Raw genomic sequence first — 25265 nt, 5'->3', positions numbered from 1 at the left:
TAGATAAGAGCTAAGAGTTATTTGATATAGTTTAGATTTAGTATTTTTCGACGGGTGGCTTCGTCTTTTTCTTTGGTTCAATTTTTATTCCATATGCCTTCCGAATAGCCCTCAGTGATCGTTCATGAATGCTGTAAATGTTGTCTCTTGGTATCCCCATATCATCAGCAATGTCAAGCAGTTTTTCCTTGAGCCCATGGTGCCGGTATAAAACCTCTTTGAATTGAGGCTTTATCATTTCCATGTTTGCATACAGTTTTCGATTCGTTTCAGCTTCATTTTCGGAAATGATTCTCCGATGTAAATCACTTTTTACTTCATTTTGTTGTGCGATTATTTCCTTTATAGCCATTTCGTGTAAAGATTTATCATTCTCATAGATCTCGATCGCTTGCTTTACCCAATTAACTAAATAACTTAAGAGGTCATGCCCTTTATTACCTTTTTCGAAATGACGTTGAATAATAACCATGGTTATTTGGGCAATAACGTCTAACTCTTCCTGGTTAATCTCACTTCGTCGTCGTCTTATGAATTTCTTTGTAACTTCGTAGAAATCGTTAAATCGTGAATCTGAAGCTTTTTCACCTTCTCCTTCTAAAGAACGCTGGATGTCAGTGAATCGATCGTCGTACTGTTTGTGCTTTCCCTGATTAGCCATGCGACAGTTCACCTTCTCTTTCGCTACTTTGGTAGCTCACAGTCTACCTACCTGTCTTTCTCCTTAAAGTAGCGCAACTGCCGATCGCTTTAACAGCTCGGGTGATCTACTTCTGTAACATCGATTACTGCGGATGTAATCGGGCGAGAATTCCATGCCTACTACTTACATTTTTTTGCCCAAAATCTAACAGCCTCTTACTCTTTTTTTGAGAATTCGCTGTACTTCATTCGAGAGTGGTCTCTTTTTCTTCTCTCGTTTGGTTTGCCACCTATTACTACATCAATTTTTTAGGCGGAAATCTAACAGCTTCTCAAAAAATTCTTAGATTCATATTTTCTCGCAATATCCACTTCACATTGCCCCTATGACCTTGCTAATAGGATATTTTCTATGCGGCCAAGGAGACGAGTCCGTTCCCTAAGTACTTCAATACCTAAATGATTTATTCCACTAACCTTTATTGGGCGTGAAACCCCACCACCCCGCAAATTCGGAAGCGACCAGGAAAAACACCTGTTCCATTCCGAATTTTTTTTGCGCCGCCTGCAGCTCTGCAAAAAGGGGTACCCGGTGGCACGTAAAGGCAAACCTCTTACCCATTAAACCAAAAAAAAAATTGCATTTGGGAGGAATCAATGAAGAAAAGATTTGACGGTTTGTGAACCGAAATGGTGTTGCGAGCCACTTGCTGCTTCCGTTTTCAACCGCATTCATCCAGAACTGTGTCAATATCGTCATTTTAGCCTGCCATACCGAACCTTGTCCTGCAAGGGTGGCTTTTCTCATTCGAGAACGCCATCCCTTCGGGCATACCCTTGCACGACAAGAACCGGTATAGCAAAACGGGCTATGCCGATACGACACAAGGATGAATTGCTTTTTGAAAACTACATACGCAAGTTGTACTTTCGCTAACAGATTTCTGTTCCAAACCTTAAAAAACGCGCTCATCGCCGCGCGGCTAGCCTCCTCGAAATCGGATGAAGGGTAGAGAAGGGTCGATTTACCATAATTTGGAGGTTGATGAAAATGGAAGTGACATTTGATAAGGGTTTCATGGTACGCACGCTTGAAACAAAGGTTGTGAGTTGGTCCGCATTTGCTGTTAACGTTCAGGATCCATCATACTCATTGGTTAAAATCATCGGTTTTGTAATTGATGAAGAGCTTTACCGCCATGATGAGCAGTTAGCCGCTATGGTTAACAGCTGTGAATTCAGCGAGCGTTTTCGTGAAAAGGTGGTCGCAACGATAGAGCGATCGGTGACTGCTTTTGAAAAGGTCCTTAAGCAGCTTGAGAGTGAGGAGGTTTCAGAATTAGGTTAACCACTTAGAAAAGGGAGTTGGATAAAATGACAAAACAATCAATTTCTATTCCAGGTAAGGAAACAAAAAAACACATCACGGAGGCGCTTAAGGCAGTGTTTCCCGGCGTGAAGTTTAATTTTAAATCCGAATATGATTCGGTTACAGTGTACTGGGTGGATGGTCCGGTCGTTCCTGATTTGGAGAAAGTGTTGAATCGCTTCACTAGCTATACTCGCGTCCTTGCTCATACGGACTATACCGATGCAACGGGCTATGAGTGGAAAGGCGAGGTTTATGTAGGCCCTAGATATTTAAGCGCTGTGAGGACATTATCAGATGCGCGTAGAGCGGTAATAACCGCGTACATGGATGAAATTGATGGTAATTCATACGCTGATGCGCTGATATTTGAACGGATATCAGCTGAAAGGGAGCTGATCCGCAGTGGGATCATAGAAGGGACAACGCCAGCTGATCGTCCTGATCTTATGCTGGATGCCAGTCCGGTCAGGGATGAGAGAAAAGCAACAAAGCAGGCGGCGCCGGCAAAGCTACCTGATAATGTGGTGCAGTTGTTTCCGAAGAAGACGGCGGAGCAAGAGTATCTAGATTCGCTTACGCCAGAACAGAGGCTAAAGCTTCAGGTGTTATATAGTTTCTTCAAACTAGAAGCTGCAGATCTCTTAGCTCAGTCTGGTATGACAGTGGATACCGCTTTTAGCTTGGCCGCGAATGAGTTTTATGGAAAATCGACTAAATAAAGCGTTGATTCCAGGGAGGAGTAGAACGATGAGCGTACCATTCACCGTTACGAAAGAAGATATTGACCGGCTATCGGCTGAAATAGAGGAAAAAAGGATCGAATTGAACCAGTATAGCAGATGTTACAGAGGAATAAGTGATGACCTGCAGCTGCTATCTGAAAAATTGGATAATCTCATCGTTAGGCACACGCAGCTCACGAAGTATTTTAAAAAGAAAAAGCCGTCTGCTAAGTAGCAAACGACTCATGGAGCGAAGAAACTTGGTCGGTGCCCTCGCTCCTCTATTCTAACAAAACGGAGGATGATGAAACAATGTTAAAAAATATAATGAAACAGCTGCTTACATCTAAATCAGAAAAATACCATGTGATACGTGCGGTGCTCGTCCTGGTATTGGCCAATCAGTTTATGAAAGGTTGGTTTGATATCAGTCTTGCAAACTGGGCGCTGCTGCAGCTTGAATATATTGCAAGTACGGTTTGGTGGAATGTGCTTGGTGCTTTACTATTTGTCGGAATTATCGTGGTCTCGATCCGAAATGTTATGGAGATTGAGAGAGAGCAAAAAGAGCAAGCTGCAGCACAAAATCAGGATAGAGCTCATGTCGTCATAATCAGGAAGGTGATGAAATGAAATTGTTTCGCTTGGTCATTACAGTTGGCGCCTTCTTCTTATTTTCGCAAGGTTTTACCGTTTTTCTACTCCGCAAAATGATTGAGTTTGCAGTCGATCAAAAGCTCCCAATCGATGAGCTGGTTACTTATCAAATTCTTATTATGAAAATATTGATCGGATCACTTCTTGTTTTAGGTGGTTTGTTCTTAGTCCTAGTTATTGTGTTTGTTTATAAAGCAGTGCGATCGCAGGATCCGGTTATAGGGGCTTGCAGAGTAGACGCTGAAGTTTAACCACTTACAGGACGGACGGCGGACGGATTGCCGCTAAGATTCTCAAGAGAGGATGATTAGTTCATGAGAAATCACATCGTTTTTTGTAGTGCCGGCAAAGCAAGTCTAGCTGCAGCTGACTTTATTCAAACGAATCACCCGGAAGATAATATTTTGCTTTATTTCACGGATACATTATGGGAAAGCGGGGATTCTTATCGGTTTATCAATGAAGCATCGGATAAAATGAGGCTCCCATTATTGACGCATAGTACGGGTATGAATCCGATTCAGCTCATGTTTGAGAAAAAAATGGTTTATAACAATCGGATTGGTGATTGCTCAAAAATACTGAAGCAGCGTGTGGCCAGTGATTTTTTAAAGAAGGGGAAAAGACCTGCAGTTGAACACTGGCGGAATCGACATTATCTGAAGAACGATGATTTCATTACAGAGGCAGTCTTATATTTTGGGATCGGGTTTGATGAAATGCATAGGCAAGATGCGATCATTGAAAATTGGAAGCCATTCAGGGTCGAGATGCCACTGATTCATAACAACATTTGGAAAGAGGATGTGCTGAAGAAATACGATATCAAGCAGCCAATTCTGTACGATTATGGTTTCGCTCATAACAATTGTAACGCCAGGTGCGTAAAAGCCGGCCAGGCTCACTACAAGCTACTTAGAGCCAAGATGCCGGATGTCTACAAGAAAATTATGGAGCAAGAGTATCATTTGAAAATGTGTGTGTCAGCGTACCGGTATATCAAGGATACGGTATCTGATGGCAGGGATGGGTTTACTGAAGAGGTCCGCGAAATGCTGTATAAGGAAATCGATGACGCTTATAGAGATTATTTTTATGATCGAGCGCCTAAACCAAAGCTCTATATTCATCCGGCAGCCGGTGCGACTTGCGAGCAAATGCACATTAAACAATACGCATTCATGAAGAAACAAAGTAAGAAACCAGTTAGAAATACATTTACCGACGATGAGGGGAATGTACATACGCTGCTAGATTATCCCGCTGTTCCGTACCCCATTCACGTAATGGACGACGAGTTAAAGAAGGACCAGCAAATCGATTTGTTTGATTTCGGCGGTTGCGGCTGCTTCGTAGAGGATTTCGATGCAAGCTAACTAATAGATACGGAGGTTTTTTAATTTGAACGATAAAAAAAATCTGATTATCAAGAAGGGCTGTATGGATCTGTTATATGGAGGATCACGTAAAAAAGGACTCAAAATCGAACCGTTAACGAAAGAAGAAAATGCCGTATTCCAAGGTGTACTAGAGGAACATATTACGGCGATTTGTGATCAACGTAGGCAGTTGATCGTTTGCCGGCACCTCGGGATCAATGGCTTCATGAAAGAAACACGTAAGGAAATCGGTGAATCACTGGGGATATCCGGCAGCCGGGTGAGCCAGCTGGAGCGTAAAGGGCTTTTAGAATTGTTCCGGAGTATTAATCCAAAATGGCGTTCATGGATTAAATAGAGAGGAGTAAGCCTATTACGGACCAGAGTCTATTCTAGTCAAAAAAGGGAAATTGATTGCGAAACTACCGGTTCTTACCTTAAAGTGGATATATACAACACTTGGAGGGTTTATAATGGACGAGCGTAGTACGAAAGATTTGTATACGAGTAATGGGCATTATACGGAGCAGCGTTTAGAGGTTCATCGAGATATTATTAATGGACTATTTGAAGGACTCTCACCAGCAACAACGCAGCCTGCAGCTAATTTAATGGGTGGGGGAACGGCTTCAGGAAAATCAGCACTTTCAGAGCTCATGATTCGGGCATTTAAGTCAGAGAGAGAAAGTGTAGTCATCATAGATTCGGATAAAATTAAGTCGATGCTTCCGGAGTATGAGAAGCTGCAGAAACAGGATCCAGAGAAAACAGCCTCGATTTTGCATGATGAGAGCAGTGACATTAGTGAAAAGCTGTATATGCAAGCAATGGAGAAGAAGCTAAATATCATTTTTGACGGGACAATGAAAAATAGAGATAAATATGAGCGTTATATTGACTTGGCTAAGCAAAATGGTTATAAAGTTTCGGGTGTATTGGCTGATGTGCCGCTTGAAGAAGCCTTCCGGCGTGAAGAAGCCAGGTTTCTTCGTGAAAAGAGAAGGGTACCTGCTGAAATCGTTAAAGAGAGCCATGCCCTGGTGCCTGTAACATTTCATCATATTAAAGATAAACTGGACTCATTCTATGTGTACGATATGTCAGAACGTCATCCAAGCCCGTTTTATGTAAAAGAAAATAATCAAATACGGGTGATGAATGAGGAGCGTCTAGCAGGCTTCTATGCTAAAGGTGATCTCGAAGGTGACAAGTGGATCAAGCTGGAGAAAACCGTGGAATTAAAGGAGCTCCTAAAACAAGCAAATGGAATGCCAACTGGTTCACAAGTTACCGCGGACTTACTGAAAGCGGCAGTGCAGCATTATAAATTAGATGTGGTAAACGGTAAAGAGATTATGAACTACAAGCTGCAGGATGGGAAAATGGGGAGAATTACGCTCGAGAAGATGCCTTTCTTGTCAAAGGAGAAAAAAAATCAGATCCTGGATCAAGTGAGTAAGGGAAGCTTGATGTCAAAAACACGCAATATGGGTTTAGAAATGTAGAGGATAAAGCGTTATAATGTAATAAAGGGGTGAGAACTATGGATATCAGTAAAGTAATGAAGTATGTTGAGGAAAACAAAGAAGAGTACTACAAAGACTTGTTGGCCAAAGAGGCTGCAGAGTTAGAAAAAGCGTTAAAAGAAAAATCTGATGAGAATTCATCAGCTAAGGATGAGTAGTAACGCAGTGAAATCATAATGGGCGGGAATCAGTGCACTGTGGCACACCCGTCCATTTATTTATATTCCAAATTCTAAGGGGCCGTCTTCGGATCTTTTAGATCTACATCTAAGTATGCAGCCATTCTAACTTGTATCTCAACCTTGACATGACGCCAGAGCATCGTAAACTCATGCTGATAACCACGAACTTTAAACTTCGTTATTACTGCTTCTTTTTCTCGAATTTCCTCGATTATTTTAAGGCCGGCATTCTTCATGCGCTGTTTAATCTCATAATAGGACTTTGTGGCATCATTTTGAGCTTTTCTCAGTAATCCTACATAGACTTCCTTCATTTTCATGTTGGAGGCCATCATAATCTGAATATCTCTTTCGAGTACATCCAGGATATATGGAAACAAAATGGCTTCTTTTAAAATTTGTGTATCATCATTGTTATATGGTTGCGGCGCCATATTTGATCAATTCCCACCTTCAGGTTCGATATTCTTCTCATTATATACCGAACATATGTTCTTTTCCACGAGGGGATTAGTTCCAAGTAAGGAAATTAGAACAGCTATTAGTGTAAGGGTTGTTGATTTGACTGATTTTTGGAGTCGATAAATCTGCAATCTTTGAAAAATAAATTTTAGACTGCACGATCGGGATGAAGTAGCCGGCGCGCCGATTTTTTTCTAACACCCATTTAGGGTCTCTATTCTTCGATTAGAGCGACGATAAGCTTCTTAGGTATTTTGGAATGGATCAAGAGACTTAAAACGCGAGAAGGCCCTTTTAAGGGCCTTCAAATTGCATTTTTAAGCAATTGTTAAAATGCATCGTCATTTACTAATTAATCCGGTATTTCTTCAACCATTTTTTCATCGCAATCATCACAACGAATATTAACCTCTTTGGATGCTCTCACGGAGTTACCGCAGCTCGGGCACACAAGTTTTCTAATATGCGATTTACGGCGCGGTTCTTCCTCTTCTTCAGGCTCTTCATCTTCTTCGTGTTCAGGAGCTACGGTCCCAAACGTATTGCGTGCGATCGTAAAGACAGTTTGATTAATAGACATGGACTCAATCTCATTGATCGCATCATTTGTGAGCTTCGCAAATATCCAGCCAAGCTTTTTATCGGGCTTGTCCGTCTCATAATAAAAACCTCGGCGTAAACATTCATCACGGAAAAGCTTATTGTGATATTGGCCAGAACGAGATACGTCTTTCACTTTATGGATTTTGTTATATAGATGCGTCATTTCATGCATAACCGTCGTCATGGTTTCAATGAATGGGATATTTAAGTATTCAGCAGCGATGTTAATTTCATAGAGTTTAACGGAACCTTCAGTATTAAACCAAATCGGTTGCCGCGAGCACCACCCCATAGTTAATCGCTTGCCACCAGATTGAATAGTAATCGCTATCTCGGGGAGCTCATTATCAAAAAAGGCTTGATTCAAGCAGCGGTAAGCATTGTGTAATTCTTCGGTTAATACCTCAATGTTATTCAATAAAGATCTCCTCCCGTCATAGTTAAACTATATATTTTTGAATGTATACTTTCAACTATAATTGAATGTTTACATTCAATTATTATAGCCAAAAATGAGCCATACCCTTAAAGGTTGGCTCATAAAAAACGTCTCCACCATTTTTTGTTTTTTCGCTGCAGCTCTTCTTTAGTAGCAGCCAGCTGCTGCGTAACATCATCAAGTTGCTTTTTCATTTCTAGAATGGAATTGCTTTGTTCGTTTATTAGTATCGCTTGCTGGCTAAATCGTTCCTCATGGTTTTCATGAAGCCTCGCATGCTCTTGAACGGTGCCCTCTGTTTTTCGAAAAGTCTCAAGCATTTTAGGGAAAAATTCCGGAAAATCAAAAATGACATCAGCTACATCTTTTTCATCGGATGGATCCACCGTCATCGGAAAACGCTTGGCCAGTTCCTTTAGAATTTCACTTTTGGCATAGCTAGCTTCACGTAATCTCTTAATCTCGTAAAGTACAGGCAAGGCTTCGGGTTTATAATAAGTAACGGATCTTTCTTTTATCATCGGTATAAACATTTGAAATTCAATAATCCAATCAGCTGCGGTGCTTTTTGGGACATTGATAGCATCAATTAGTTCGCGTTTGCGCAACATTTGCTTCATAGGCGACCTCCTCCGGCCGTCCGCCGTCCAAACAAAAAAGCGTGGCCAATGCCTACATAATAGCAAGATATCTATCAAAATGGAGATTTCCCCAAAATATTCCCATCAATTTGCAAATTTCGACTTTCTCAAAATCTAGTATTATGTTATAGTATTCCGTAAAAGATGCCATCTTTTAGCGGATGGATCGATCCTTGACAATAGAAAAAAGCCACCGTTTCAAGCGGCAAAGGTTTGGCGACCTTTGGCTGCTCCTACCGTAGATACACGGCGAAACAGGCGCTTACGATGACTTCTTCTAATTGAAATGTCAATTCGTTGTTTAAAAACAACTTTCTGACATCATTTTAGCATAAAGAACGCACTAGTTTCAAGCGTTCCGAGCAAAATGGGAGAAGATACATAGGTCTTTTTACTGACAAACGTAGAGCCCTGCTACCCACCGTGTTAAATCGGTCGGAAGTAGGGCTTTTTTAGTTGTCTAGGATCGCAAGCCGGATGCCTAGTAATGCTGGTTTAGAGCATTATTGCAGCCGATCTAGCTAAGTTACATATATAAATCGAGTATCCTCCACTCAAATTTCAAATTTTTGAAAAATTGAGCTAATGGGGTCTAATTTCCTATTGCCAAAAATCGGAAATGGTCATTTGAGGTAATCAAAAAATAACATATCATGCGCTCCGGATTGTCTTTTGAAAAAAGAAGGCATTCCGAGGGCTTGCTTTCCTATTGTCTTTTTCGAGAATGGGGTTGGTAAGCCGGGTGAGATCCGCATAGCTTGGTGGAACAGGAGACCACGATAAAAGACCTGCTCGATCTATGTGGCGTACCGGTGGCTAGTGGATCGATGTAACGATGGTTGCCACGTTTTGGCCGTGGCCACTTGCACTTAACCAGGTGCGAAGTGAAGCTTCACTCTCGAAGTCTGTCTCTTACCGGGGACAGATAAACCGGATAAATACGAAATGCAAACCAATACTATGTGACTCCATAGTGGATTGCGACCGTTCCGATTGCGCTTGCGAGCGCAGGGTAGTACGTGGTCAGTGTGTCGCTTGTACCTTACTGGAAACCGTTAAGGGAGACATGATCACGCAGGCAACTAATAAAGCCATGGTGGCGGATCGATATATAGGAACCGTAAACGATCCAGAGTAATAAACTCTATAAATAGTTGGCGCTTTGAAAAGAGCGATGGGTAGAAACAAATCCGGCAGCCAGCCGCCGTTAGTGCTGGCCGTCCCTTGTTACGCCAACCTTATCCCAAAAGCAGCCACCGATGCTGCTAAGTCCAGCTTGATAAACTGGCCGGGATAAGGTGAATTGTGTCCACTCACCATCCTATTCATGAAAAGAAAAAGCGAAATGCCATATTCGAACTCCAATTCACCTTGAATGAAGGGGCGGGCGCGGGGAGAATGTTTTCAATAAATGAAACGCGTAGCGTTTCTACCTTCTAATAAAGCTTGTGGATAAGAATTATTAAAAAAGGAATTAATCCACAGATGTGATGTGTTTGGATAGCTCCCCCTGGCGGGTCGTAGAAGGCTGAAAGAAAGAAGAATATATGAGTAAACGTGGCAGGATTCTCATTAAGGTTTAATTCATTAGAGCAGCTGCTGCTGTGAAAAGAAAATAAAGCATTAGATCCATGTAGTGAAATTAAAGCGATTAAGGGTATCGAAACTCGTTTGATATCGAAATATAAGTATTAAATTAAGCTCAGCGAAAGTTATAAGAGAGATTTTGATGAGAAAATAATATATTGGACTGGAAGCTACCGAAAGAACAACTAGGATCACGAGTTACAGCTTCAGCGCGCAGCTGGCCGTCATCGCTCCCGGCGAAACCGATCGCGCGAAGGGGTGCTTCCGGAAGAAGAACAACCAGGATCACGCTGCAGCTTCACCGCGCAGGCGCCCGCTGTCGCTCGCGGCGAACAGATCGCAGCGAAACGCGCTTTCGGTAGAATAACCAGGATCACGAGTTGCAGTTTCGCTCCGGAGCTGGCCTCCGTCACCGGAGCGCGCCGATCCGTAAAGCGGGAAGAACATTAGTACAGCTGTTCAGAGAAAATAAAGTAGTAGACTGTCGGTCTTGCTACTAAGCCTTTTTTCAAATCAATGAACGTCAGCTTCTGGAAAATAAGTATTAGACTCAGCTCATTTTCTTTCCCTCAATCACTCGAAAAAGAAAAATAAAGTATTAGATTTAGCACAACCGTTATAACGATCTATTTAGAGGGTTTTGTCCTAAAGAATCTGTCTAATGCAGTCGGTCAATGGCTCTTGCCATACACCTTTAAATCCCTTAGATCACGATCCCTCATCCTCTGATGGAAAAACTCTTTTGGTATATTTATCATGACTGAATTCAGGCAATAATCTATAGGAAATTGGGCAACCAATCTACCTTCCAAAAGCTCGTTAACCGTGTAATCCTCGAAAAAAGTACACTCATCATCGCGCCACACAAAAATTCTCGTAGTATCCTTAGCTCTAAAACTATCTATATGCAGAGAACCGCACTCCCCCTTGTCAAGACGAGCTAATGATATTTTCTCTCTCCAATGTTGAGGTATCCTTTCTTTTATACCATCGTTACGACTAGCAGTTCCTATGTAAACTTGACAATACTCATCTAAGACCATAACATAGTGCCCGTAAATACCAGCTACAGAATTAAGATCTTTAATTTCATAAAACTTATTTGAAGCTACAAACTTATCCAGTTCTTCATTAAATTTCTCCCGAGACAGTGACTTAAAGTATTTCATATTGAGATCAAAACGAGTCATAACCTTCTCTAACTTAAGCTTTGATTCTTCAGACGAAGTGGCATTATCTTTATCACTCGTCTTCACATAATTATCGGCGGTTAGTTTATATCCACCGTCTTTATTGTGTACCTTCACTCCAAAATGGGGGATCATATATATTCCGTCCTCCTATCTCTACCCCTAAAAAAGTCCACCTAAACAACATTATTTATTGTAGATGCTGGATAGAGGAAACCCGAGGTTTTATGTGATTCTTTGCTTGCCTGATGTCATTATCTTTCCTTATCATTTTCCCGACATCTCGCTCGAAACATGCTTACACATTGGGCTAAACTCAGAACATTCGAGTTAAAAAGTCTGCCACAAGAGAGTCAGTCTATAACTTTATTCTCCTAGTCTAATACTTTATTTTCTCAGTCTAACACTTTATTTTCTTCTAACAACAGCACGAAATAGGCAGAAAAAGTTATTCCTGCCTTCTGACGTACTTTTAGATTAAATCTACTTGGATTTCATCCGAAAGGAACATATCTAGATTCATGACACGAATTCGTCCGAACGGATCAATAAAGTCCTGGAGGTTATAAGTTACGATGATGTCTGCATTATGTATAATAGCAGAAGCCATAACTGGATAGTCATCGACATCCTTTAATGGTTTCTTTCGTCCTCTTACGTTTAAAGCTTCCTCTTGCAACGCAGCGATTGTCATCCCCAAGTGGCTTTCGATTATAGATTGTCCCTTTTGGGTCCACCCGTATTCATTATCCAATATCTGCTCGACAATCTGTTTATAGCCATCCGAATACACTGGCCAAGGAAGATGCTCTAATGAGTCTAAAAAGTCTAAATTAAAAATAGCATCATAAGTTCCAAAGAGACCCATAAGTTCGGTATGCTCAAAAGCAGTTGGTTGCATGGGTCCACCTGGTACCTTTCGGATTGCTATGCCTCCGGAGCGTAACAACCCATAAAATTCTGCCTGTACCGCTTTAGGTAAGCAAAATTCAATTATACCATTAAGGTGCATATCGTATAACCGGTCAAATTCTGCGCGAACCCGATGATTGCGATAGATAAACCGATCGGCGAGTATGCACCCATCCCAAACGATAATTTTAACGTTATTGCTCATATTTAATCCTCATCATGGTACAGGTCTTTGCGGCGGACAAGTTCCATTTCGATAGCACCTTTGAACAACTCATGTTCCCGCTGTTTAACCGTTGTCTCTGATGGAGGATTAGTGAATTGTCCTTTAGGGATCCGGATATCCCGACTATGCTCACTTGATCGCTCATACTTAATCTTGTTTTGGTCAATCCATTTATAAACGGCCTTATCCGAGACTTTGAAACGCTCGGCCACTTCTTGTACTGTATAAAATTCCTCTTGCTGCGAATAGGATACTGCCGCTAATTTGTAAGCCAAATGTCTGACGCGTGGGTGAACGGTCCCATTACGGATGCGGCGGGTTGGGATGATAACCGACGATTCCAGAATTGTCTGTGCCAACTGGATCTCTTCGTGTGTCACGTTTCCCTTCTCTACCTTCACCAGAATGTTCCGTAAGGTATCTTTTACCTTTGTCATACGGTACACCTCCTTAAGCTAAGTATACCACACTAGGAGCTAATTCAACCGTATTCAACCAAAGATGGCCGAATCATAATTATGGTGAAAAAAAAAGGAAGAAGATCCTTCCTCCCCTTCCATTGCTAATGTTATTGTTGAGATTCTTTAAGTTTTCTTTCGAAATTGTCTCGAATAAATTCCTCAATAAAACGATCTCGTTTATTAATATCCTCTTCTTTACGAAACAACCCTGTTTTTATTACTCGTTCATTAATCGGTAAGGCCATCCACTTATCTAGTGCTTCTATTTTCAAACTACTTCTAATAAAGTTCTCGTTAATGCTTTCAGTTTGTCGTTTAAGTTTTTCATCATTATGATTTGTCGATTCTACTAGTTGGGACACAAGTGTTTGTTTTTGTGTCTCTAAGAGCTGTGAAAATGACTCGAAATGTTGAGTGAATAAGTTAGTGATCAAAGTTTCCATGTCTTGACCAAATTTAAGCCGCATTTGTTCAATAGTCATTAACGAGTCATTCTTCTCACCAAAGTTTTCTGGAAATGGACGTAGATCCTCGATGTCGTCAGCGATAATATCGCAAATAGCAGGTAATCCCCAATTTTGAGCTCTTTTCTCCTTAATATAATGAGCTACCTTTAAATCAAGTTCATCATAGACCCTCTTATTGTCAGCTACTCGGGTAACCCAGTGCAGCCCTTTTGCTTCTAGCATGTTAAACCAATCGTTTAATGTGGTGTAATGTGTGGTGCCCACGACTTCAGAGAATTTATTTAATTGCCAAACCTGCGGTTCATTACCCATTATATGCATACACCCCTCTCTATGACTATTAACTACTCAATGACTATTCAATCGTAATACGCGATGACTACTCGAGGACTACCAACTATTATATCACTAACTGAGTAGACTTGAAGGGCTTAATGGAAAACGGCTAATTATATCTATTATTCAGTATAACCAAGATCCCTTTAATATAAACGGATCCCACTCGATGACTTCTCACTATTCAATGACTACCCTAGTATGTATTGAGTATTGAGAGGTATAATAACATTAAATATTAATTATTACTTGATCATAACTCAGATCCGTCCGACCGCCGTTCGATAATCTGTCCAAGGCGGTCAGATCTTTCGAGTGAAAGGGTGATTAAGCAGCTGCTGAGCGCTAGATAAGGTTCCGCCGTTCGATAATCCGTCCAGGCGGTCGAATCTTTCGAGTGAAAGGGCGATTAAGCAGCTGCTGAGCGCTAGAAAAGGCTCATTTATACAGATCCGTCCGTCCGCCGTTCGATAATCCGTCCAGGCGGTCGAATCTTTCGAGTGAAAGGGCGATTAAGCAGCTNGAGCGCTAGAAAAGGCTCATTTATGCCGGTTCGTCCGTCCGCCGTTCGATAATCCGTCCAGGCGGTCGAATCTTTCGAGTGAAAGGGCGATTAAGCAGCTGCTGAGCGCTAGAAAAGGCTCATTTATGCCGGTTCGTCCGTCCGCCGTTCGATAATCCGTCCAGGCGGTCGAATCTTTCGAGTGAAAGGGCGATTAAGCAGCTGCTGAGCGCTAGAAAAGGCTCATTTATGCCGGTTCGTCCGTCCGCCGTTCGATAAACCGACCAAGGCGGTCGAATCTTTCGAGTGAAAGGGCGATTAAGCAGCTGTAGAGTGCTAGAAAAGGCTCATTTATGCCGGTTCGTCCGTCCGCCGTTCGATAAACCGAGCAAGGCGGTCAAATCTTTCAGGTGAAAGGGCGATTAAGCAGTTGTAGAGTGCTAGGAAAGGCTCATTTATGCCGGTTTGTCCGTCCGCCGTTCGATAAACCGGCCTTGACGATCAAATTCATCGAGTGACTGAGTTATCAAGCAGCTGCTGAGAACTGGAAATGACTCATTATTAGCAGTTTCGTCCGACCGCCATTCGATAATCCGTCCAAAGCGGTCAAATCTATCGAGTGAATGGATAATGAATCTGCTTTAGACCGCTAGGATAGGATCATTTATGTAGATCCGTCCGTCCGGCGGTCAAAATCATTAAGTAAATGGGGAAATAAACTGCTTCAGAACAAACGGGAGTTATGTTAAATACGGGATCTCTTAAACCGGTGCTTGAAATACATATGACTCTTTATGAGTCTATTTGAGTCCTTTTGATTCTTTATGAGTATTTTTTCTTCTTAAATTAATCTTTAGGCATCCGCAGCTGAAGTATTAGGAGCATTGGTTGAGTAGGGGGCTAGGATAAGGTTTATCGCCAGTACATGTACTTTTAAGGGTTCATATGTTTACCTTGAGTAGGGGTAGTGGATTAGCCCTCAGCTATAATTATTTCTTTGCTTAATTGGCTATGATTCTACCAATAATTAGTTGCCGAAATAGGATAAATATGCTAATATTGACTCATGGCTCATTATGACTCAATTTGATTCCTTTTGACTCAATATGATTCAAAATGAATTTAATATACCTTTTGAAAAGGAGGAAAGGGAATTGGAACAACTGGTTTCACATATACCTATTGAAGAGATTTGCCGTAAAATTTTAAAAAAATATGTTTTAGATATTTTCTTTCTCATCAAGGCAGAACCAAATCTATCAAAAGCTGATATTAAGCAGAAATTTGCCGATTATGATCCTGAGCCAAATACGAAAACGACCAAGTACCGTACACAGATCGAAGTTGGAATTGCATGTCTAGAAGCCGCGTTATTTATTGATAGCTGGCAAGATGGACAAGCTGATCGATATTTCCTTACAACATACGGGAAAAGAGCTTCTGATATCGTAGGCGATCTACTAGATCAGGACCAAGGAACAATGCTACTAGGGAGCATGATCGTTTCACAAATTATGAAGGAGGAATAAATCATGAGTGATCCAATGAAAATTGATAATGTGTGGGAGTTAGAAGGATTTATAAAACAAAGCAATGCTGTTGCAAGCATTAAGTATGGCATAATCGGGCTTGGACAGGGTGGATCTAAGATTGCGGATGCGTTTGCTGGTATTCGTTCACCAAAAAACGGGGAACCCGTTTATAAATGCCTAATTGTTAACTCTAATCTAGGAGACATGAAAAGTCTGAAGAATATTCCCCAACGGTTGCAGTTTGGCCTTAAAGGCTATGAAAAGGGTGTCGGTAAAAACCCTGAAATCGGTAAAGAGGCCTTTTTAAACAATGGTTCAGAGATTTTTGATGCTATCAGTCGTGAAATGGCTGATTGTGAATTCATTTATGTCTCAGCAGCTTTCGGAGGTGGCACTGGGACCGGCTCTATTAATGTACTGGTAGATGCTATTGCGGACTATCTCGGCAAGCCTGTAGCAGCCATTGCTTCGCTTCCTCGGCCTGATGAGGTAGAGAGTTTGAATGCGTATAATGCAATGACCGAGTTAGTGCCTAAATTAAGAGAGATCCGTGAAGATGATAATCAGCGCACCTATCGCGGTCTAGAAAACTTAATTGTGCTCGATAACGAGAAAATCGTACAAGAACATATAGCAGATCCGGAAGTACAAGGCATAACATGGGACTATTACAGTAACTATAAAATAGCTAGCATTATGCATGAATGGAACGTTGTAACAAGCTTAGAAAGTGAAATTACATTAGACTCTGCAGATTTATCAAATCATGTCTTGAAAACCGGTGGAATCATAACTTTTGCGAAGAAAAAGATCAATCTTGATGAAATTAAGACGAAAGATGATCTTATCGATCAAATCATTTCGACCTACAAAGGGAAAAATGTTCTCGCTAATGGGTTTGACTATAAAAACGATATGCAAAGTATGGGTTTAGTAGTTGTGATGCCAAGAGAACGAATGGATCTCCTTAATCAGGATACACTCGAACAGATCCGATCTACTATGAAAAAAGAACTTCCAAATGTAGGGTTTTATCCGGGTTTCACAACATCATCTAGTAAGCGTTTTGCCATTGTATATACAATGGCAAGTATGGCCGGTTTGCCAGAACGAGCTAAAAATCTAAGACAAGAAGCCGAGGAGCTAGTAAGAATAAAATTGCAAAAAGAGCAGCAGGCTTCTGGATTCGATATGGGTGAAAAACTAACACTAAACCGTCCTGCTGCAGCTCCTCGAAAAACAGGTTCAAATCCATTTGGACAATCAAACACACAGCAAAGTTCAACGGCAAGCAAACCAGTAAATCCATTCCGCAAGTGATACAAAAGACTCAGTAAGACTCATTATGACTCCATTTGATTAATCGGGAGTCATAATGAGTCTTTTTTACTATTTCAGAGGTAACCCAAAATTTCTGAGCCAGTTTCAAATTTAATTTATTGTAAAAAAATGAAAAGCAAAAAGTGTGAGCGAATTTTATCTGTAAAATTTTAACCTTGAAGATGTATTTTATTTCAAGAATATTTTTCTGTGCAGCTGGCTCTATCAAAAAAAGTCTTCTAGCAGAGTAGCCATTGGCTAGGGGTAAAGTGATAGAGCCGGACGGATAACGGACGGTTCAAGAACAGCTCTTGAGAAAAATCTCATAGATTGAAGAGTATGGATAACAGGAGGGAGAGATGAAGACGGACGGACAACGGACGGATCCGAAGAGCCAGGAGGGCGATTCGGAGAGGCAATAATTAGTAATCCCCTCCTTCGATTGAGGACAAAGGACGAAAGGAGAAGAGGGGTTTACTAATTATGCAGGATAAGGCGCGTAGCCGCGCAAAGCTACACATCGCTGGCAAAGCCAGCGAGGACATATGTTAAGTAGAGCTACATCATAGACTACACTGATAAAAAATTTTCCTTTTATTAGCTACAAATTATGGTATAATGGGATTATTGACCTATTTATGAGAGCTACATAGGGGTTTGGGGGTGGGAAAATGACTAAATCATCCGAAAATCTAGGTACTCCGTTTCACCTCCGAATTGAGACGGAAACGGAAGCATTGGTTGAGGCTGTAGCTAAAATGAGAAATGAAAAAAAGGCCGAAGTAATGAGACGTTATATCCGTGAAGGGGTCCGATCTGAAATCTTGGGACAGACCGGTGCAACGGACCATTTATTACTCTTGATTAGAAAGGCAATGAATGAAACCAATAAACCGTTTGAGGATCGTGTAGCGAAATTAATGGCCAAATCTACAATAGCTGCTGCAACAACCATGTATACAAATATAGAAGTGCTTGGGCAACTAGGGAGAAGTGACATAAAGAACGTCTACATTGAGGCTCGGAAAAAAGCCATCGCATTTGTTCGAACGCCAGAAGACAACAAAGAGAAATTGAAGGTTGAGGGAGAGACTGATGAGTGAGTATTGGGAGAGACTCATGGACCAGCACACACAATTCCAAGCTCCTTTTATATGTAATATTGAATTTACAGCACCTTCTCGTTTTCCAAAGGTCAATGAACAGGTTGTCTCTAAGAACGTCAATCATATTAATTACATAGGTACACGTTCAGGGGTTGAGACTTTAGATGAGGGTCAATCTCCTATAAAGGCTATTAACGAAAAGGAAGATTCGGATCTTGAGACGTATTTCAAATACCTAGATGAGCGTCCAGGCTCACATGGACTATTTTCAGCTAGTGATGAATCTATTCACTTGAATGCTATCAAAGATGAAATAGCTGATCATAAAGGTGTCGTTTGGAGAGTTGTGCTGAGCTTAACAGAAGAAGATGCTAAGAGGCTTGATTATACTTCACGCGATAAATGGGAAACTACTTTACGTGCGACAGTGCCGGAAGCAGCTGCAAGCATGGGTATTGGTGAAACCAACCTTCGCTGGGTTGCAGCTTTTCACAAAGAAGCTGGTCATCCTCATGTGCATTTAGTTATGTGGGAGAAAACGATACGAAGAAGAAGAGGCCTTTTGAGCTCGGCAGAAGTCAAAGATGTGAAAAAAACATTTGAGAAGGTAGTCTACGCAGAGGAACGATCAAAGCTCTTTCAACAGAAAACAATGGCCAGGGATCTTATTCGTGACCTCAGCAATAATGAGTTAACTGATGTCGTTAAGCTTATAAGAGATATTCAGGATTTCGAGAAAGTGATAAATCTAGAGAACCAATCTCGCGGATCCGCCAATGTTGGTATGGCACCTCGCGTATTTGATTCAGATACAAAAGAGCTCGCTAGCCAATTAAAAGATATAGCTGCGCAACTACCAAAAGGCGGTCGACTGGCAATGAAGTTTATGCCACCAGAAGTCAAAGAAGCGGTTTCTACGACAACTCAATGGTTGATGAAGCAACCTGTTTTTCATGAATCTGTTGGCCGATACTATGGTGCTGTAGAGGGTATGACAAGACATTTTACTTTTCAGGAAGCGGAAATTAATAAAGCGATAGAGAATGCACGGAATGATATTGAAAATCGGGTTTCTCAAGTCGTTCTCCGGGCAGCAGCTGAAACTAAAAAAAGATCCTTTTTGAAAGTTCTGCCTGAGAAAGCCGCTATTACTGTGCAAATGATTTCAAGTGCCGTTGGAAAACCGCTTGATGATCAAGCTCTGCAGGTAATGGAACATTCTACTGAGTCTTTACGGAGATTGGGTTTTTCTCCGGAAGAACAACAAACCATTTTTAAAGAATGGTACAACAAGGCTCAGTTATCCGTTAAATTTTTTGAAATACAGGATGTAATTACTCAGCTTAATAAGCTTCCATCTCCACAGGTAAACGTGTCCATAAAGGATGCTTCTGCAGTAGCCAATATTTTAAAGCTAGCCGGCAGAGATTATGAAAATATTAAATCGACACTTGAGCAAACGGGTCTTCATCCGGAAGATATTTCTGTCATTTTGAAAGATGCTTCAGCAACTGAAAAGGAATCAAATTCCTATTTTATGAAAGAGAATGACTGGCAACGGCTCATTAAAAATTTAGGTGTGAAAGCTGTGTATCCTTGGGACGAAGTTGAGCATACAATTGTCATTCCTGAAAACCGAGAAGCAGTTTTACAGCAATTTTCAAAAGGGAAAATGAATGTTGATGTTGATGAGCAGGAAAGAGGATATACAGCTTTTTGTATGACTGTTGCACTAAAGCAAATGCATTTTAATGCCGAAGAAAGATCGAGTATCATGCATGAGTTTGCAAATCGGAATAACATCACCGGCATGTCGAAGATACTTTCTAGCGTTGAGAAGGTAGAAACGAACTACTTAAAACAAGAAACCTGGAGTAGGATTGCAAGGAATCTCAATGCTGAATTAAAGTATCCCTGGCAAACTATGCAGACATTCACTATGAATGAGGGCAAGTATCAAGATGCCGCAGAAGCGTTTAAAACCGCTAGTGAAAAATTAGATTCCACGCTTGAAGTTAAATGGACGGCAGATCATCTCATTCAGTTTTTTAAATGTGATCTCGATTCGTTTCAGTTAAAACGAGAAATAGATTCATGGGCAGCTCGTTCTACAAACTTATCAATGGACCAAGTTGATGAACTGGATTTTCTAAAAAAACGTACTGATGACATCCAAGTCATGTCTAAAATTTATGGGATTGTTGATGCGATCCATGAGGCCGTTAGTAAGTTGACCAAGGTGTTAATAGCAGCTGGATTAGATCATGATCAGTTAAGCAAAGTCATAAAAGACTGGAATCAACGATCGGGTGCAAACATCGATGAGCAGAGACTTGAGAAAATTATCTCAGGTACTGAGAAGAGCAGTCGCGATGCTGCTAATTGGGGAAGGCCACCATATTTGAAACGAAGTGAATTGGCTGAACTTAACAAAACGCTAGGAACAGATGCACCTTATCTTTGGGAGAGCACAGGTAAGGGCGGCCGTGCTCATGAACCGTCTTTAAACTTAGCAAAACAATTATGGAATAGTGCATGGCAAGCTATCGAGCAAGAGCGTTTGAAAACACAGGCAGAAGGCGAAATGCTGAAACGACAAGCACAACGTCAACGACAAAGAGCCGCACAAAGAGAACAGGGAGATGACTAAATTTAGTTAATTCTGTGTCTCAAATAACCGGAGGTGATAACGATTGAATAATAATTTTGCAAGAACAGGTAAGCTGATTATCATCGGACTCATAATACTATTCGATATTTTTGTACTGCCTTCCGTAATTACTTTACCCAAATATATTATTGATAATCCTGCAGAAGCACTAAATCAATGGGTAGCTGATTTCAACCCCTTTGTAGCCATTACAAATCTACTGCAAACAAAAGAATTGCTCAGTTTGTGGGGTATCTTTCAAGTAATTGTACTTGCCTTGATCATTTTACTTTTGTGGTCAAATTCATTTAAAAGTAAAACTAAACGTGAATTCGGTGGTCCCGAATCGGCAGGTAATGGACAGTTTGGTACAAGTCGTTGGATGACCATGAAAGAAGTAAATAAAGCTGCAATCGTTTGGAAGTTCAGTGAGTTCGTTATCGCTGGTGGGATTGTATTGGGTGCAGATATAAAGAAAAAGGGAACCAGTGTAGCTTGGATTGATACTTCGGACACGAACACCATGATTATAGGAACTACACGTTCCGGTAAAACAAGACGATTGGTTTTCCCGACCATTTGGCAATTAGCTCACACCGGAGAATCTATGCTTTTAACGGATCCTAAAGGTGAGTTGTACGAAAGAAGTGCTCCATTTCTTCGCGATATGGGCTACAGCGTAAGGGTCATTGATTACCGTAAACCTGGTTGGGGTAGTCGATGGAATGCCATGCAACCCGTATTAGATGCTCTTAGAAATGACGATGTTGCCGAGGCATCAAAACATGCATGGAGTATTGCAAATATGTTCGTCTATCAGAAGCCTGGATCTGATAAAGGTGGAGGCGAATCCATCTGGAAAGATGGGGCAGAGTCGGTCATTGCTGCATTGATTTTGGTAGTAGCAATGGAAGCCAAGTCTGATAGGCAAAAACATATGTATTCTGTCTACAAAACACTAGCGGAATTAGGTAGATCAAGAAAAATAGAGATTGCTGGCCAAATGACAGAATATGTTGCCCTTAACGATTATATGGATAGCTTACCGATGGATCATCCAGCTCGAGACGCCTATGCAACAGCGATGTTAGCGCCAGAAAAGACGAGAGGTAGTTTCTTCTCAAACGTAGCCTCGCTCCTCCGATTGTTTGCAGATCCGTCAATCAGATTTTTAACAGCTGAACAAGATCATGTACTACATAAGATAGGTGAACTACCAACTGCAGTATTTTTGATCATTCCAGATGAAGATAAAACAAGGCACCCATTAGCTGCACTTTATATCGATCAAACCTATAAGGCGCTTGTTGAACTGGCTAGCAGATCAACCAATAAAAGATTACCTGTACGCGTAAATATGTTGTTAGATGAATTTGGTAATATGCCGCCAATTAAGGATTTTGACACAAAAATGACCGTATCTCTTGGACGTGGTATTCGCTGGAATATAATTTTACAGGACTTTAACCAGCTAGATATTTCATATGGTGATAAAGTAGCAAATGTCATACGTGGTAACTGCCATAATTGGATTTACCTACTTACGACAGATGATGTAACTGCAGCGAAGATAAGTAAAAAATTAGGTCCTTATACGGTGGCTACTGAAGGAAGCTCTTACAATGTTGGGAAAAACAATGTTAGTCATGGTGGGAATTTTGGATTGATGAAACGAGATTTACTAGAGGCAGAAGAAATTCTTCGTTGGCCAGCAGATAGATCACTTGTCATCCGAGCCCGACTACATCCAGCCGATCTACCACTACCTGATTTAAGCTTATGGCCGGCAGATAAAGATTTTACAACAAATGACGTAGAGCCTATTCGGAAGATAGAAAATGTCGATTTTTTCATTCCGGATGCTGCGAATATATTTATGGCGGTTACACCACCAACAAGTGCAAATAATGATGATCCAAATGAACTACCTGGTTCATTTATGGATGATGTAGATTGAGAGGGGTGATGCTTTTTTTTTGGCTTTAAAATGTCGATTTATGCTGTCGGTTTTAAAGGGATAATATCGAAGGAAGTCTTACTACAAAATTTTAGGAGGAAAATCCAATGCAAAACAGTTTGGAGAAAGTAAGTCTATTTATTCGGAAACACAAAACGCTCCACATATTCGCAATGTTAATGATGTATTCAGTATTAGGTGCTTCAGTAGTCTTTGCCGCAGGTCCAGCGCAGCCAACTTTCGTAACAGGTGCACAAGATCTTATTGAAGTAGCCACGACTTGGTTACTAATCCTTATTCCATTAACATCAGGTGCGGTGTTTACCTTCCATGCATGGCAGAAATCTCATGCAGACGAAGGTGGAGAAGTAGCGGATCGTAATAAAAAAATGAAGAGAATTATTGTTTGGGGTCCAATCGCTATGTGTGGGGTAGCTATTGTTAAGCTTGTCTTCTTCTACCTAGCCGGTAGTACCGTATAATGTTTAACGATATGATTCAAGATTCAGTTGAGCAGTTTTTTGCTAATCTAGCAGAGTCTTGTATTAATATGTTCCTCGAGCTATTAAATGGGATGAATAGTATGACGGTTACTGTCTTAGATATGGCAATCGTTAATAATGCAATTCTTTATGCGCAAGCACTTGCAGGCTCGATTCTTGGAGTCAAATTCATGTACGAACTTTGGTATAACAATTTATTGCGGTCGAGTGGAGATGCAGATGCAGATGTGCAAGGCGTATTAGTACGCCTTGCACAAGCTGCAGCTATGATAGGTGCAGTACCATGGACAACGAAACAAGTGTATATGTGGGGAACTGCTATTGCTGGGGATATTGCTTTAATGCCAGGTACAGATATGAATAGTGGGGCTCAAATATTAAAGACCCTTACTATGAGTGTTATGTCGGGTACGCATTTAATATTTGCAGCAGCAGCCGTCATATTCGCACTAATCGTATTTTTACTTGTTATGGTCCAAACTTTTATTCGCGCAGCTGAGCTGGCTGTAGTTGCAGCGGTTGGATCATTTATGGCGCTTGGTTTAACCAACCCCAATAGTCAAAGTTTTCAAGGTTGGTGGAGGGAACTATTAAACATATCAATGGCGCAAGCGATTCAAATGTTTCTCATTAAATGTTCATTTTACGCGCTTTTAATAAATCCAAATCCAAGTCTTCCTTTATTGAATGTCATGATCTTTGCTGGATTCATATGGGTGACTTATAAATCACCAACCATTTTGAAACAGTACATCTATTCATCAGGTGTAGGTAAAGGTGCAGCACAAGGTGCTCAGCAAGCTGGATCTATGGTATTGATGCGTAAGCTCATGACGAAAGGTGTGTAGGACGTGAATGACTATGATAATGGCGTTGACCTAAAACCTTACGTAGTTCCAAAAAACGTCAAAACTAAGTTTGAGCTTTTCGAAGGTTTTGGCATTAAAGAATTAGGAATTGTATTAATTACCGCGATGGCTGGCGTCTGTCTGGGGTTAATTATTTGGTTCATTCAAGGGTCAGCATTTTGGATAGGGTTAGCCGTGCCTACAGGTGCTGTAGGATTCTTTTTCAGTAAAGCTAATCCACACACTGGTAGGAATGCACTCGATTTAGTTAAGGATATACGCCGATATAATTCAAAACCATCAAGATATTATTATAAATTTGGTGAAGGCCGGGGCAAATAAGCCCCCCTTTGCTAGATAAGAAGAAAGAGGTGAAAGCATGTTCTCGAAAAATAAAAAAGTTTCGAATACATCTACGACGGCCAATAACGTTTCTGCAGCAAAATCAAAAACGCCTTCAACACAAAGCTGGTTTCCTATCGCAGATATAAAAAATAGTTTGGTATACAGGAAGGACAATAAAATAGTAGCAGCAATTCATGTTCAGCCGGTTAACGTTGAATTATTGTCTGACAAGGAAAAAATGCGTCGAGTAAAAAGACTAGAAGAAGTATTAAATGGTCTTGATTATGAATTTCAAATCTTTTCAATTGGGAAGCCCGTTGATTTAGATGCTTACATACTACAATTGGAAAACAAGCGAGCTGAGACGACTAGTATTATCAAAAAAAACATTCTCGGTTTACATACACGACAGGCTGCAGCAAAGGTAACTAGTGGCGAAGCATTGGAACGACATTTTTACTTTATTCTAGATTTGCCGATAAGCAATAAACCTCAGCTCGATGAGCAAGTTCTTCTGCAAAGGGCAACTCAAGTAGCTGGAAACCTGAGCAGTGCAGAGCTGCTAAGCTCAGTATGCACGGATAGTGAACTTCGTACTTTACATTTTATCTTTACAAATCCCGCGCAGGCAGCTTATGAACGTGCGCCAGTTGATTCATTTAGTTTCCCAACTGTGGTGTATTCAGAGGAGGTTTAAT

Annotated in this window: 27 protein-coding genes; 18 read left to right on the top strand and 9 right to left on the bottom strand. The window is 41.0% G+C overall.

What is annotated here, in order from left to right; all coding sequences use genetic code 11:
• Nucleotides 1-37: 37 nt before the first annotated feature.
• Together AC1TPC_RS20580 and AC1TPC_RS20575 are read right to left on the bottom strand one after the other, a co-directional pair.
• Nucleotides 38-661: a sigma-70 RNA polymerase sigma factor region 4 domain-containing protein gene (locus tag AC1TPC_RS20580; RefSeq protein WP_482068676.1), complete on the bottom strand. Its 624-nt coding sequence runs from the start codon at nt 659-661 to the stop codon at nt 38-40.
• A 453-nt stretch (nt 662-1114) separates the two neighbouring features.
• Complete coding sequence (locus AC1TPC_RS20575; RefSeq protein ID WP_482068675.1) at nt 1115-1450, bottom strand: hypothetical protein; 336 nt, start codon at nt 1448-1450, stop codon at nt 1115-1117.
• 243 nt (nt 1451-1693) lie between these two features.
• Here AC1TPC_RS20575 and AC1TPC_RS20570 point away from each other — a divergent pair, with 243 nt between their 5' ends.
• From AC1TPC_RS20570 to AC1TPC_RS20530, 9 genes are all read left to right on the top strand, one after another.
• Entirely contained in the window at nt 1694-1990 is a 297-nt protein-coding gene (locus AC1TPC_RS20570; RefSeq protein WP_482068674.1) for a hypothetical protein, read from the top strand.
• Nucleotides 1991-2016: 26 nt separating this feature from the next.
• Nucleotides 2017-2733 (top strand): LPD29 domain-containing protein, encoded by a 717-nt coding sequence (locus AC1TPC_RS20565; protein WP_482068673.1) that lies wholly within the window; start codon nt 2017-2019, stop codon nt 2731-2733.
• A gap of 28 nt (nt 2734-2761) precedes the next feature.
• On the top strand, nt 2762-2971 hold the full coding sequence (locus AC1TPC_RS20560) for a Spo0E family sporulation regulatory protein-aspartic acid phosphatase (RefSeq protein ID WP_482068672.1): 210 nt from the start codon (nt 2762-2764) through the stop codon (nt 2969-2971).
• 77 nt (nt 2972-3048) lie between these two features.
• Complete coding sequence (locus tag AC1TPC_RS20555) at nt 3049-3369, top strand: hypothetical protein (protein ID WP_482068671.1); 321 nt, start codon at nt 3049-3051, stop codon at nt 3367-3369.
• The gene (locus AC1TPC_RS20550) at nt 3366-3644 is read left to right on the top strand and encodes a hypothetical protein (protein ID WP_482068670.1); all 279 of its coding nucleotides are present in this window, start codon (nt 3366-3368) and stop codon (nt 3642-3644) included. The genes AC1TPC_RS20555 and AC1TPC_RS20550 overlap by 4 nt, the downstream gene beginning before the upstream one ends.
• A gap of 63 nt (nt 3645-3707) precedes the next feature.
• On the top strand, nt 3708-4769 hold the full coding sequence (locus tag AC1TPC_RS20545; protein WP_482068669.1) for a phosphoadenosine phosphosulfate reductase domain-containing protein: 1062 nt from the start codon (nt 3708-3710) through the stop codon (nt 4767-4769).
• A 25-nt stretch (nt 4770-4794) separates the two neighbouring features.
• Nucleotides 4795-5130 carry a sigma factor-like helix-turn-helix DNA-binding protein gene (locus AC1TPC_RS20540; protein WP_482068668.1) on the top strand — a complete coding sequence of 112 codons (336 nt, stop codon included), beginning with the start codon at nt 4795-4797 and terminating at the stop codon, nt 5128-5130.
• A 52-nt stretch (nt 5131-5182) separates the two neighbouring features.
• On the top strand, nt 5183-6277 hold the full coding sequence (locus AC1TPC_RS20535; RefSeq protein WP_482068667.1) for a zeta toxin family protein: 1095 nt from the start codon (nt 5183-5185) through the stop codon (nt 6275-6277).
• 38 nt (nt 6278-6315) lie between these two features.
• Nucleotides 6316-6456: a hypothetical protein gene (locus AC1TPC_RS20530; RefSeq protein WP_482068666.1), complete on the top strand. Its 141-nt coding sequence runs from the start codon at nt 6316-6318 to the stop codon at nt 6454-6456.
• A gap of 74 nt (nt 6457-6530) precedes the next feature.
• Here AC1TPC_RS20530 and AC1TPC_RS20525 read toward each other — a convergent pair whose 3' ends face one another.
• The 7 genes from AC1TPC_RS20525 to AC1TPC_RS20495 all read right to left on the bottom strand — a co-directional run bounded on the left by AC1TPC_RS20525 (nt 6531) and on the right by AC1TPC_RS20495 (nt 13780).
• Nucleotides 6531-6914 carry a YhjD family protein gene (locus AC1TPC_RS20525; RefSeq protein WP_482068665.1) on the bottom strand — a complete coding sequence of 128 codons (384 nt, stop codon included), beginning with the start codon at nt 6912-6914 and terminating at the stop codon, nt 6531-6533.
• Between the two features lie 380 nt (nt 6915-7294).
• Complete coding sequence (locus AC1TPC_RS20520; protein ID WP_482068664.1) at nt 7295-7963, bottom strand: SprT-like domain-containing protein; 669 nt, start codon at nt 7961-7963, stop codon at nt 7295-7297.
• Between the two features lie 119 nt (nt 7964-8082).
• Nucleotides 8083-8604 (bottom strand): hypothetical protein, encoded by a 522-nt coding sequence (locus AC1TPC_RS20515; protein WP_482068663.1) that lies wholly within the window; start codon nt 8602-8604, stop codon nt 8083-8085.
• 2279 nt (nt 8605-10883) lie between these two features.
• On the bottom strand, nt 10884-11537 hold the full coding sequence (locus tag AC1TPC_RS20510; protein WP_482068662.1) for a hypothetical protein: 654 nt from the start codon (nt 11535-11537) through the stop codon (nt 10884-10886).
• Nucleotides 11538-11874: 337 nt separating this feature from the next.
• On the bottom strand, nt 11875-12519 hold the full coding sequence (locus AC1TPC_RS20505) for a hypothetical protein (protein WP_482068661.1): 645 nt from the start codon (nt 12517-12519) through the stop codon (nt 11875-11877).
• 2 nt (nt 12520-12521) lie between these two features.
• Complete coding sequence (locus AC1TPC_RS20500; protein WP_482068660.1) at nt 12522-12977, bottom strand: helix-turn-helix domain-containing protein; 456 nt, start codon at nt 12975-12977, stop codon at nt 12522-12524.
• A gap of 131 nt (nt 12978-13108) precedes the next feature.
• Nucleotides 13109-13780, bottom strand: coding sequence for a hypothetical protein (locus AC1TPC_RS20495; protein WP_482068659.1), 672 nt, complete (start codon nt 13778-13780; stop codon nt 13109-13111).
• Nucleotides 13781-15460: 1680 nt separating this feature from the next.
• Here AC1TPC_RS20495 and AC1TPC_RS20490 point away from each other — a divergent pair.
• The 9 genes from AC1TPC_RS20490 to AC1TPC_RS20450 all read left to right on the top strand — a co-directional run bounded on the left by AC1TPC_RS20490 (nt 15461) and on the right by AC1TPC_RS20450 (nt 25264).
• Nucleotides 15461-15835 carry a hypothetical protein gene (locus tag AC1TPC_RS20490; RefSeq protein ID WP_482068658.1) on the top strand — a complete coding sequence of 125 codons (375 nt, stop codon included), beginning with the start codon at nt 15461-15463 and terminating at the stop codon, nt 15833-15835.
• A 3-nt stretch (nt 15836-15838) separates the two neighbouring features.
• Nucleotides 15839-17158, top strand: a complete 1320-nt coding sequence (locus AC1TPC_RS20485) for an FtsZ/tubulin family protein (protein ID WP_482068657.1) — start codon at nt 15839-15841, stop codon at nt 17156-17158.
• Nucleotides 17159-17829: 671 nt separating this feature from the next.
• Complete coding sequence (locus AC1TPC_RS20480; protein ID WP_482068656.1) at nt 17830-18261, top strand: hypothetical protein; 432 nt, start codon at nt 17830-17832, stop codon at nt 18259-18261.
• The gene (gene mobP3, locus AC1TPC_RS20475) at nt 18254-20914 is read left to right on the top strand and encodes a MobP3 family relaxase (protein ID WP_482068655.1); all 2661 of its coding nucleotides are present in this window, start codon (nt 18254-18256) and stop codon (nt 20912-20914) included. Before AC1TPC_RS20480 ends, mobP3 begins: the two co-directional genes overlap by 8 nt.
• A gap of 43 nt (nt 20915-20957) precedes the next feature.
• The gene (locus AC1TPC_RS20470) at nt 20958-22871 is read left to right on the top strand and encodes a VirD4-like conjugal transfer protein, CD1115 family (protein WP_482068654.1); all 1914 of its coding nucleotides are present in this window, start codon (nt 20958-20960) and stop codon (nt 22869-22871) included.
• A 107-nt stretch (nt 22872-22978) separates the two neighbouring features.
• Entirely contained in the window at nt 22979-23353 is a 375-nt protein-coding gene (locus AC1TPC_RS20465; RefSeq protein WP_482068653.1) for a hypothetical protein, read from the top strand.
• Entirely contained in the window at nt 23353-24222 is an 870-nt protein-coding gene (locus tag AC1TPC_RS20460; protein ID WP_482068652.1) for a conjugal transfer protein TrbL family protein, read from the top strand. The genes AC1TPC_RS20465 and AC1TPC_RS20460 overlap by 1 nt, the downstream gene beginning before the upstream one ends.
• Before the next feature lie 3 nt (nt 24223-24225).
• The gene (locus tag AC1TPC_RS20455; protein WP_482068651.1) at nt 24226-24564 is read left to right on the top strand and encodes a PrgI family protein; all 339 of its coding nucleotides are present in this window, start codon (nt 24226-24228) and stop codon (nt 24562-24564) included.
• Between the two features lie 37 nt (nt 24565-24601).
• Nucleotides 24602-25264, top strand: coding sequence for a TraC-like domain-containing protein (locus tag AC1TPC_RS20450; RefSeq protein ID WP_482068650.1), 663 nt, complete (start codon nt 24602-24604; stop codon nt 25262-25264).
• Nucleotide 25265 lies beyond the last annotated feature (1 nt).

The organism is Paenibacillus sp. Y280 (assembly GCF_056786335.1).
Note: the sequence above shows the minus strand (reverse complement) of the source record. Positions and strands in the feature narration are given on the sequence as shown.

Coding starts and splice junctions, on each gene's coding strand:
- AC1TPC_RS20580 (WP_482068676.1), bottom strand. CDS start 661: ATGGCTAATCAGGGAAAGCACAAACAGTACGACGATCGATTCACTGAC.
- AC1TPC_RS20575 (WP_482068675.1), bottom strand. CDS start 1,450: ATGAGAAAAGCCACCCTTGCAGGACAAGGTTCGGTATGGCAGGCTAAA.
- AC1TPC_RS20570 (WP_482068674.1), top strand. CDS start 1,694: ATGGAAGTGACATTTGATAAGGGTTTCATGGTACGCACGCTTGAAACA.
- AC1TPC_RS20565 (WP_482068673.1), top strand. CDS start 2,017: ATGACAAAACAATCAATTTCTATTCCAGGTAAGGAAACAAAAAAACAC.
- AC1TPC_RS20560 (WP_482068672.1), top strand. CDS start 2,762: ATGAGCGTACCATTCACCGTTACGAAAGAAGATATTGACCGGCTATCG.
- AC1TPC_RS20555 (WP_482068671.1), top strand. CDS start 3,049: ATGTTAAAAAATATAATGAAACAGCTGCTTACATCTAAATCAGAAAAA.
- AC1TPC_RS20550 (WP_482068670.1), top strand. CDS start 3,366: ATGAAATTGTTTCGCTTGGTCATTACAGTTGGCGCCTTCTTCTTATTT.
- AC1TPC_RS20545 (WP_482068669.1), top strand. CDS start 3,708: ATGAGAAATCACATCGTTTTTTGTAGTGCCGGCAAAGCAAGTCTAGCT.
- AC1TPC_RS20530 (WP_482068666.1), top strand. CDS start 6,316: ATGGATATCAGTAAAGTAATGAAGTATGTTGAGGAAAACAAAGAAGAG.
- AC1TPC_RS20525 (WP_482068665.1), bottom strand. CDS start 6,914: ATGGCGCCGCAACCATATAACAATGATGATACACAAATTTTAAAAGAA.
- AC1TPC_RS20515 (WP_482068663.1), bottom strand. CDS start 8,604: ATGAAGCAAATGTTGCGCAAACGCGAACTAATTGATGCTATCAATGTC.
- AC1TPC_RS20510 (WP_482068662.1), bottom strand. CDS start 11,537: ATGATCCCCCATTTTGGAGTGAAGGTACACAATAAAGACGGTGGATAT.
- AC1TPC_RS20505 (WP_482068661.1), bottom strand. CDS start 12,519: ATGAGCAATAACGTTAAAATTATCGTTTGGGATGGGTGCATACTCGCC.
- AC1TPC_RS20500 (WP_482068660.1), bottom strand. CDS start 12,977: ATGACAAAGGTAAAAGATACCTTACGGAACATTCTGGTGAAGGTAGAG.
- AC1TPC_RS20495 (WP_482068659.1), bottom strand. CDS start 13,780: ATGGGTAATGAACCGCAGGTTTGGCAATTAAATAAATTCTCTGAAGTC.
- AC1TPC_RS20485 (WP_482068657.1), top strand. CDS start 15,839: ATGAGTGATCCAATGAAAATTGATAATGTGTGGGAGTTAGAAGGATTT.
- AC1TPC_RS20480 (WP_482068656.1), top strand. CDS start 17,830: ATGACTAAATCATCCGAAAATCTAGGTACTCCGTTTCACCTCCGAATT.
- mobP3 (WP_482068655.1), top strand. CDS start 18,254: ATGAGTGAGTATTGGGAGAGACTCATGGACCAGCACACACAATTCCAA.
- AC1TPC_RS20465 (WP_482068653.1), top strand. CDS start 22,979: ATGCAAAACAGTTTGGAGAAAGTAAGTCTATTTATTCGGAAACACAAA.
- AC1TPC_RS20460 (WP_482068652.1), top strand. CDS start 23,353: ATGTTTAACGATATGATTCAAGATTCAGTTGAGCAGTTTTTTGCTAAT.
- AC1TPC_RS20450 (WP_482068650.1), top strand. CDS start 24,602: ATGTTCTCGAAAAATAAAAAAGTTTCGAATACATCTACGACGGCCAAT.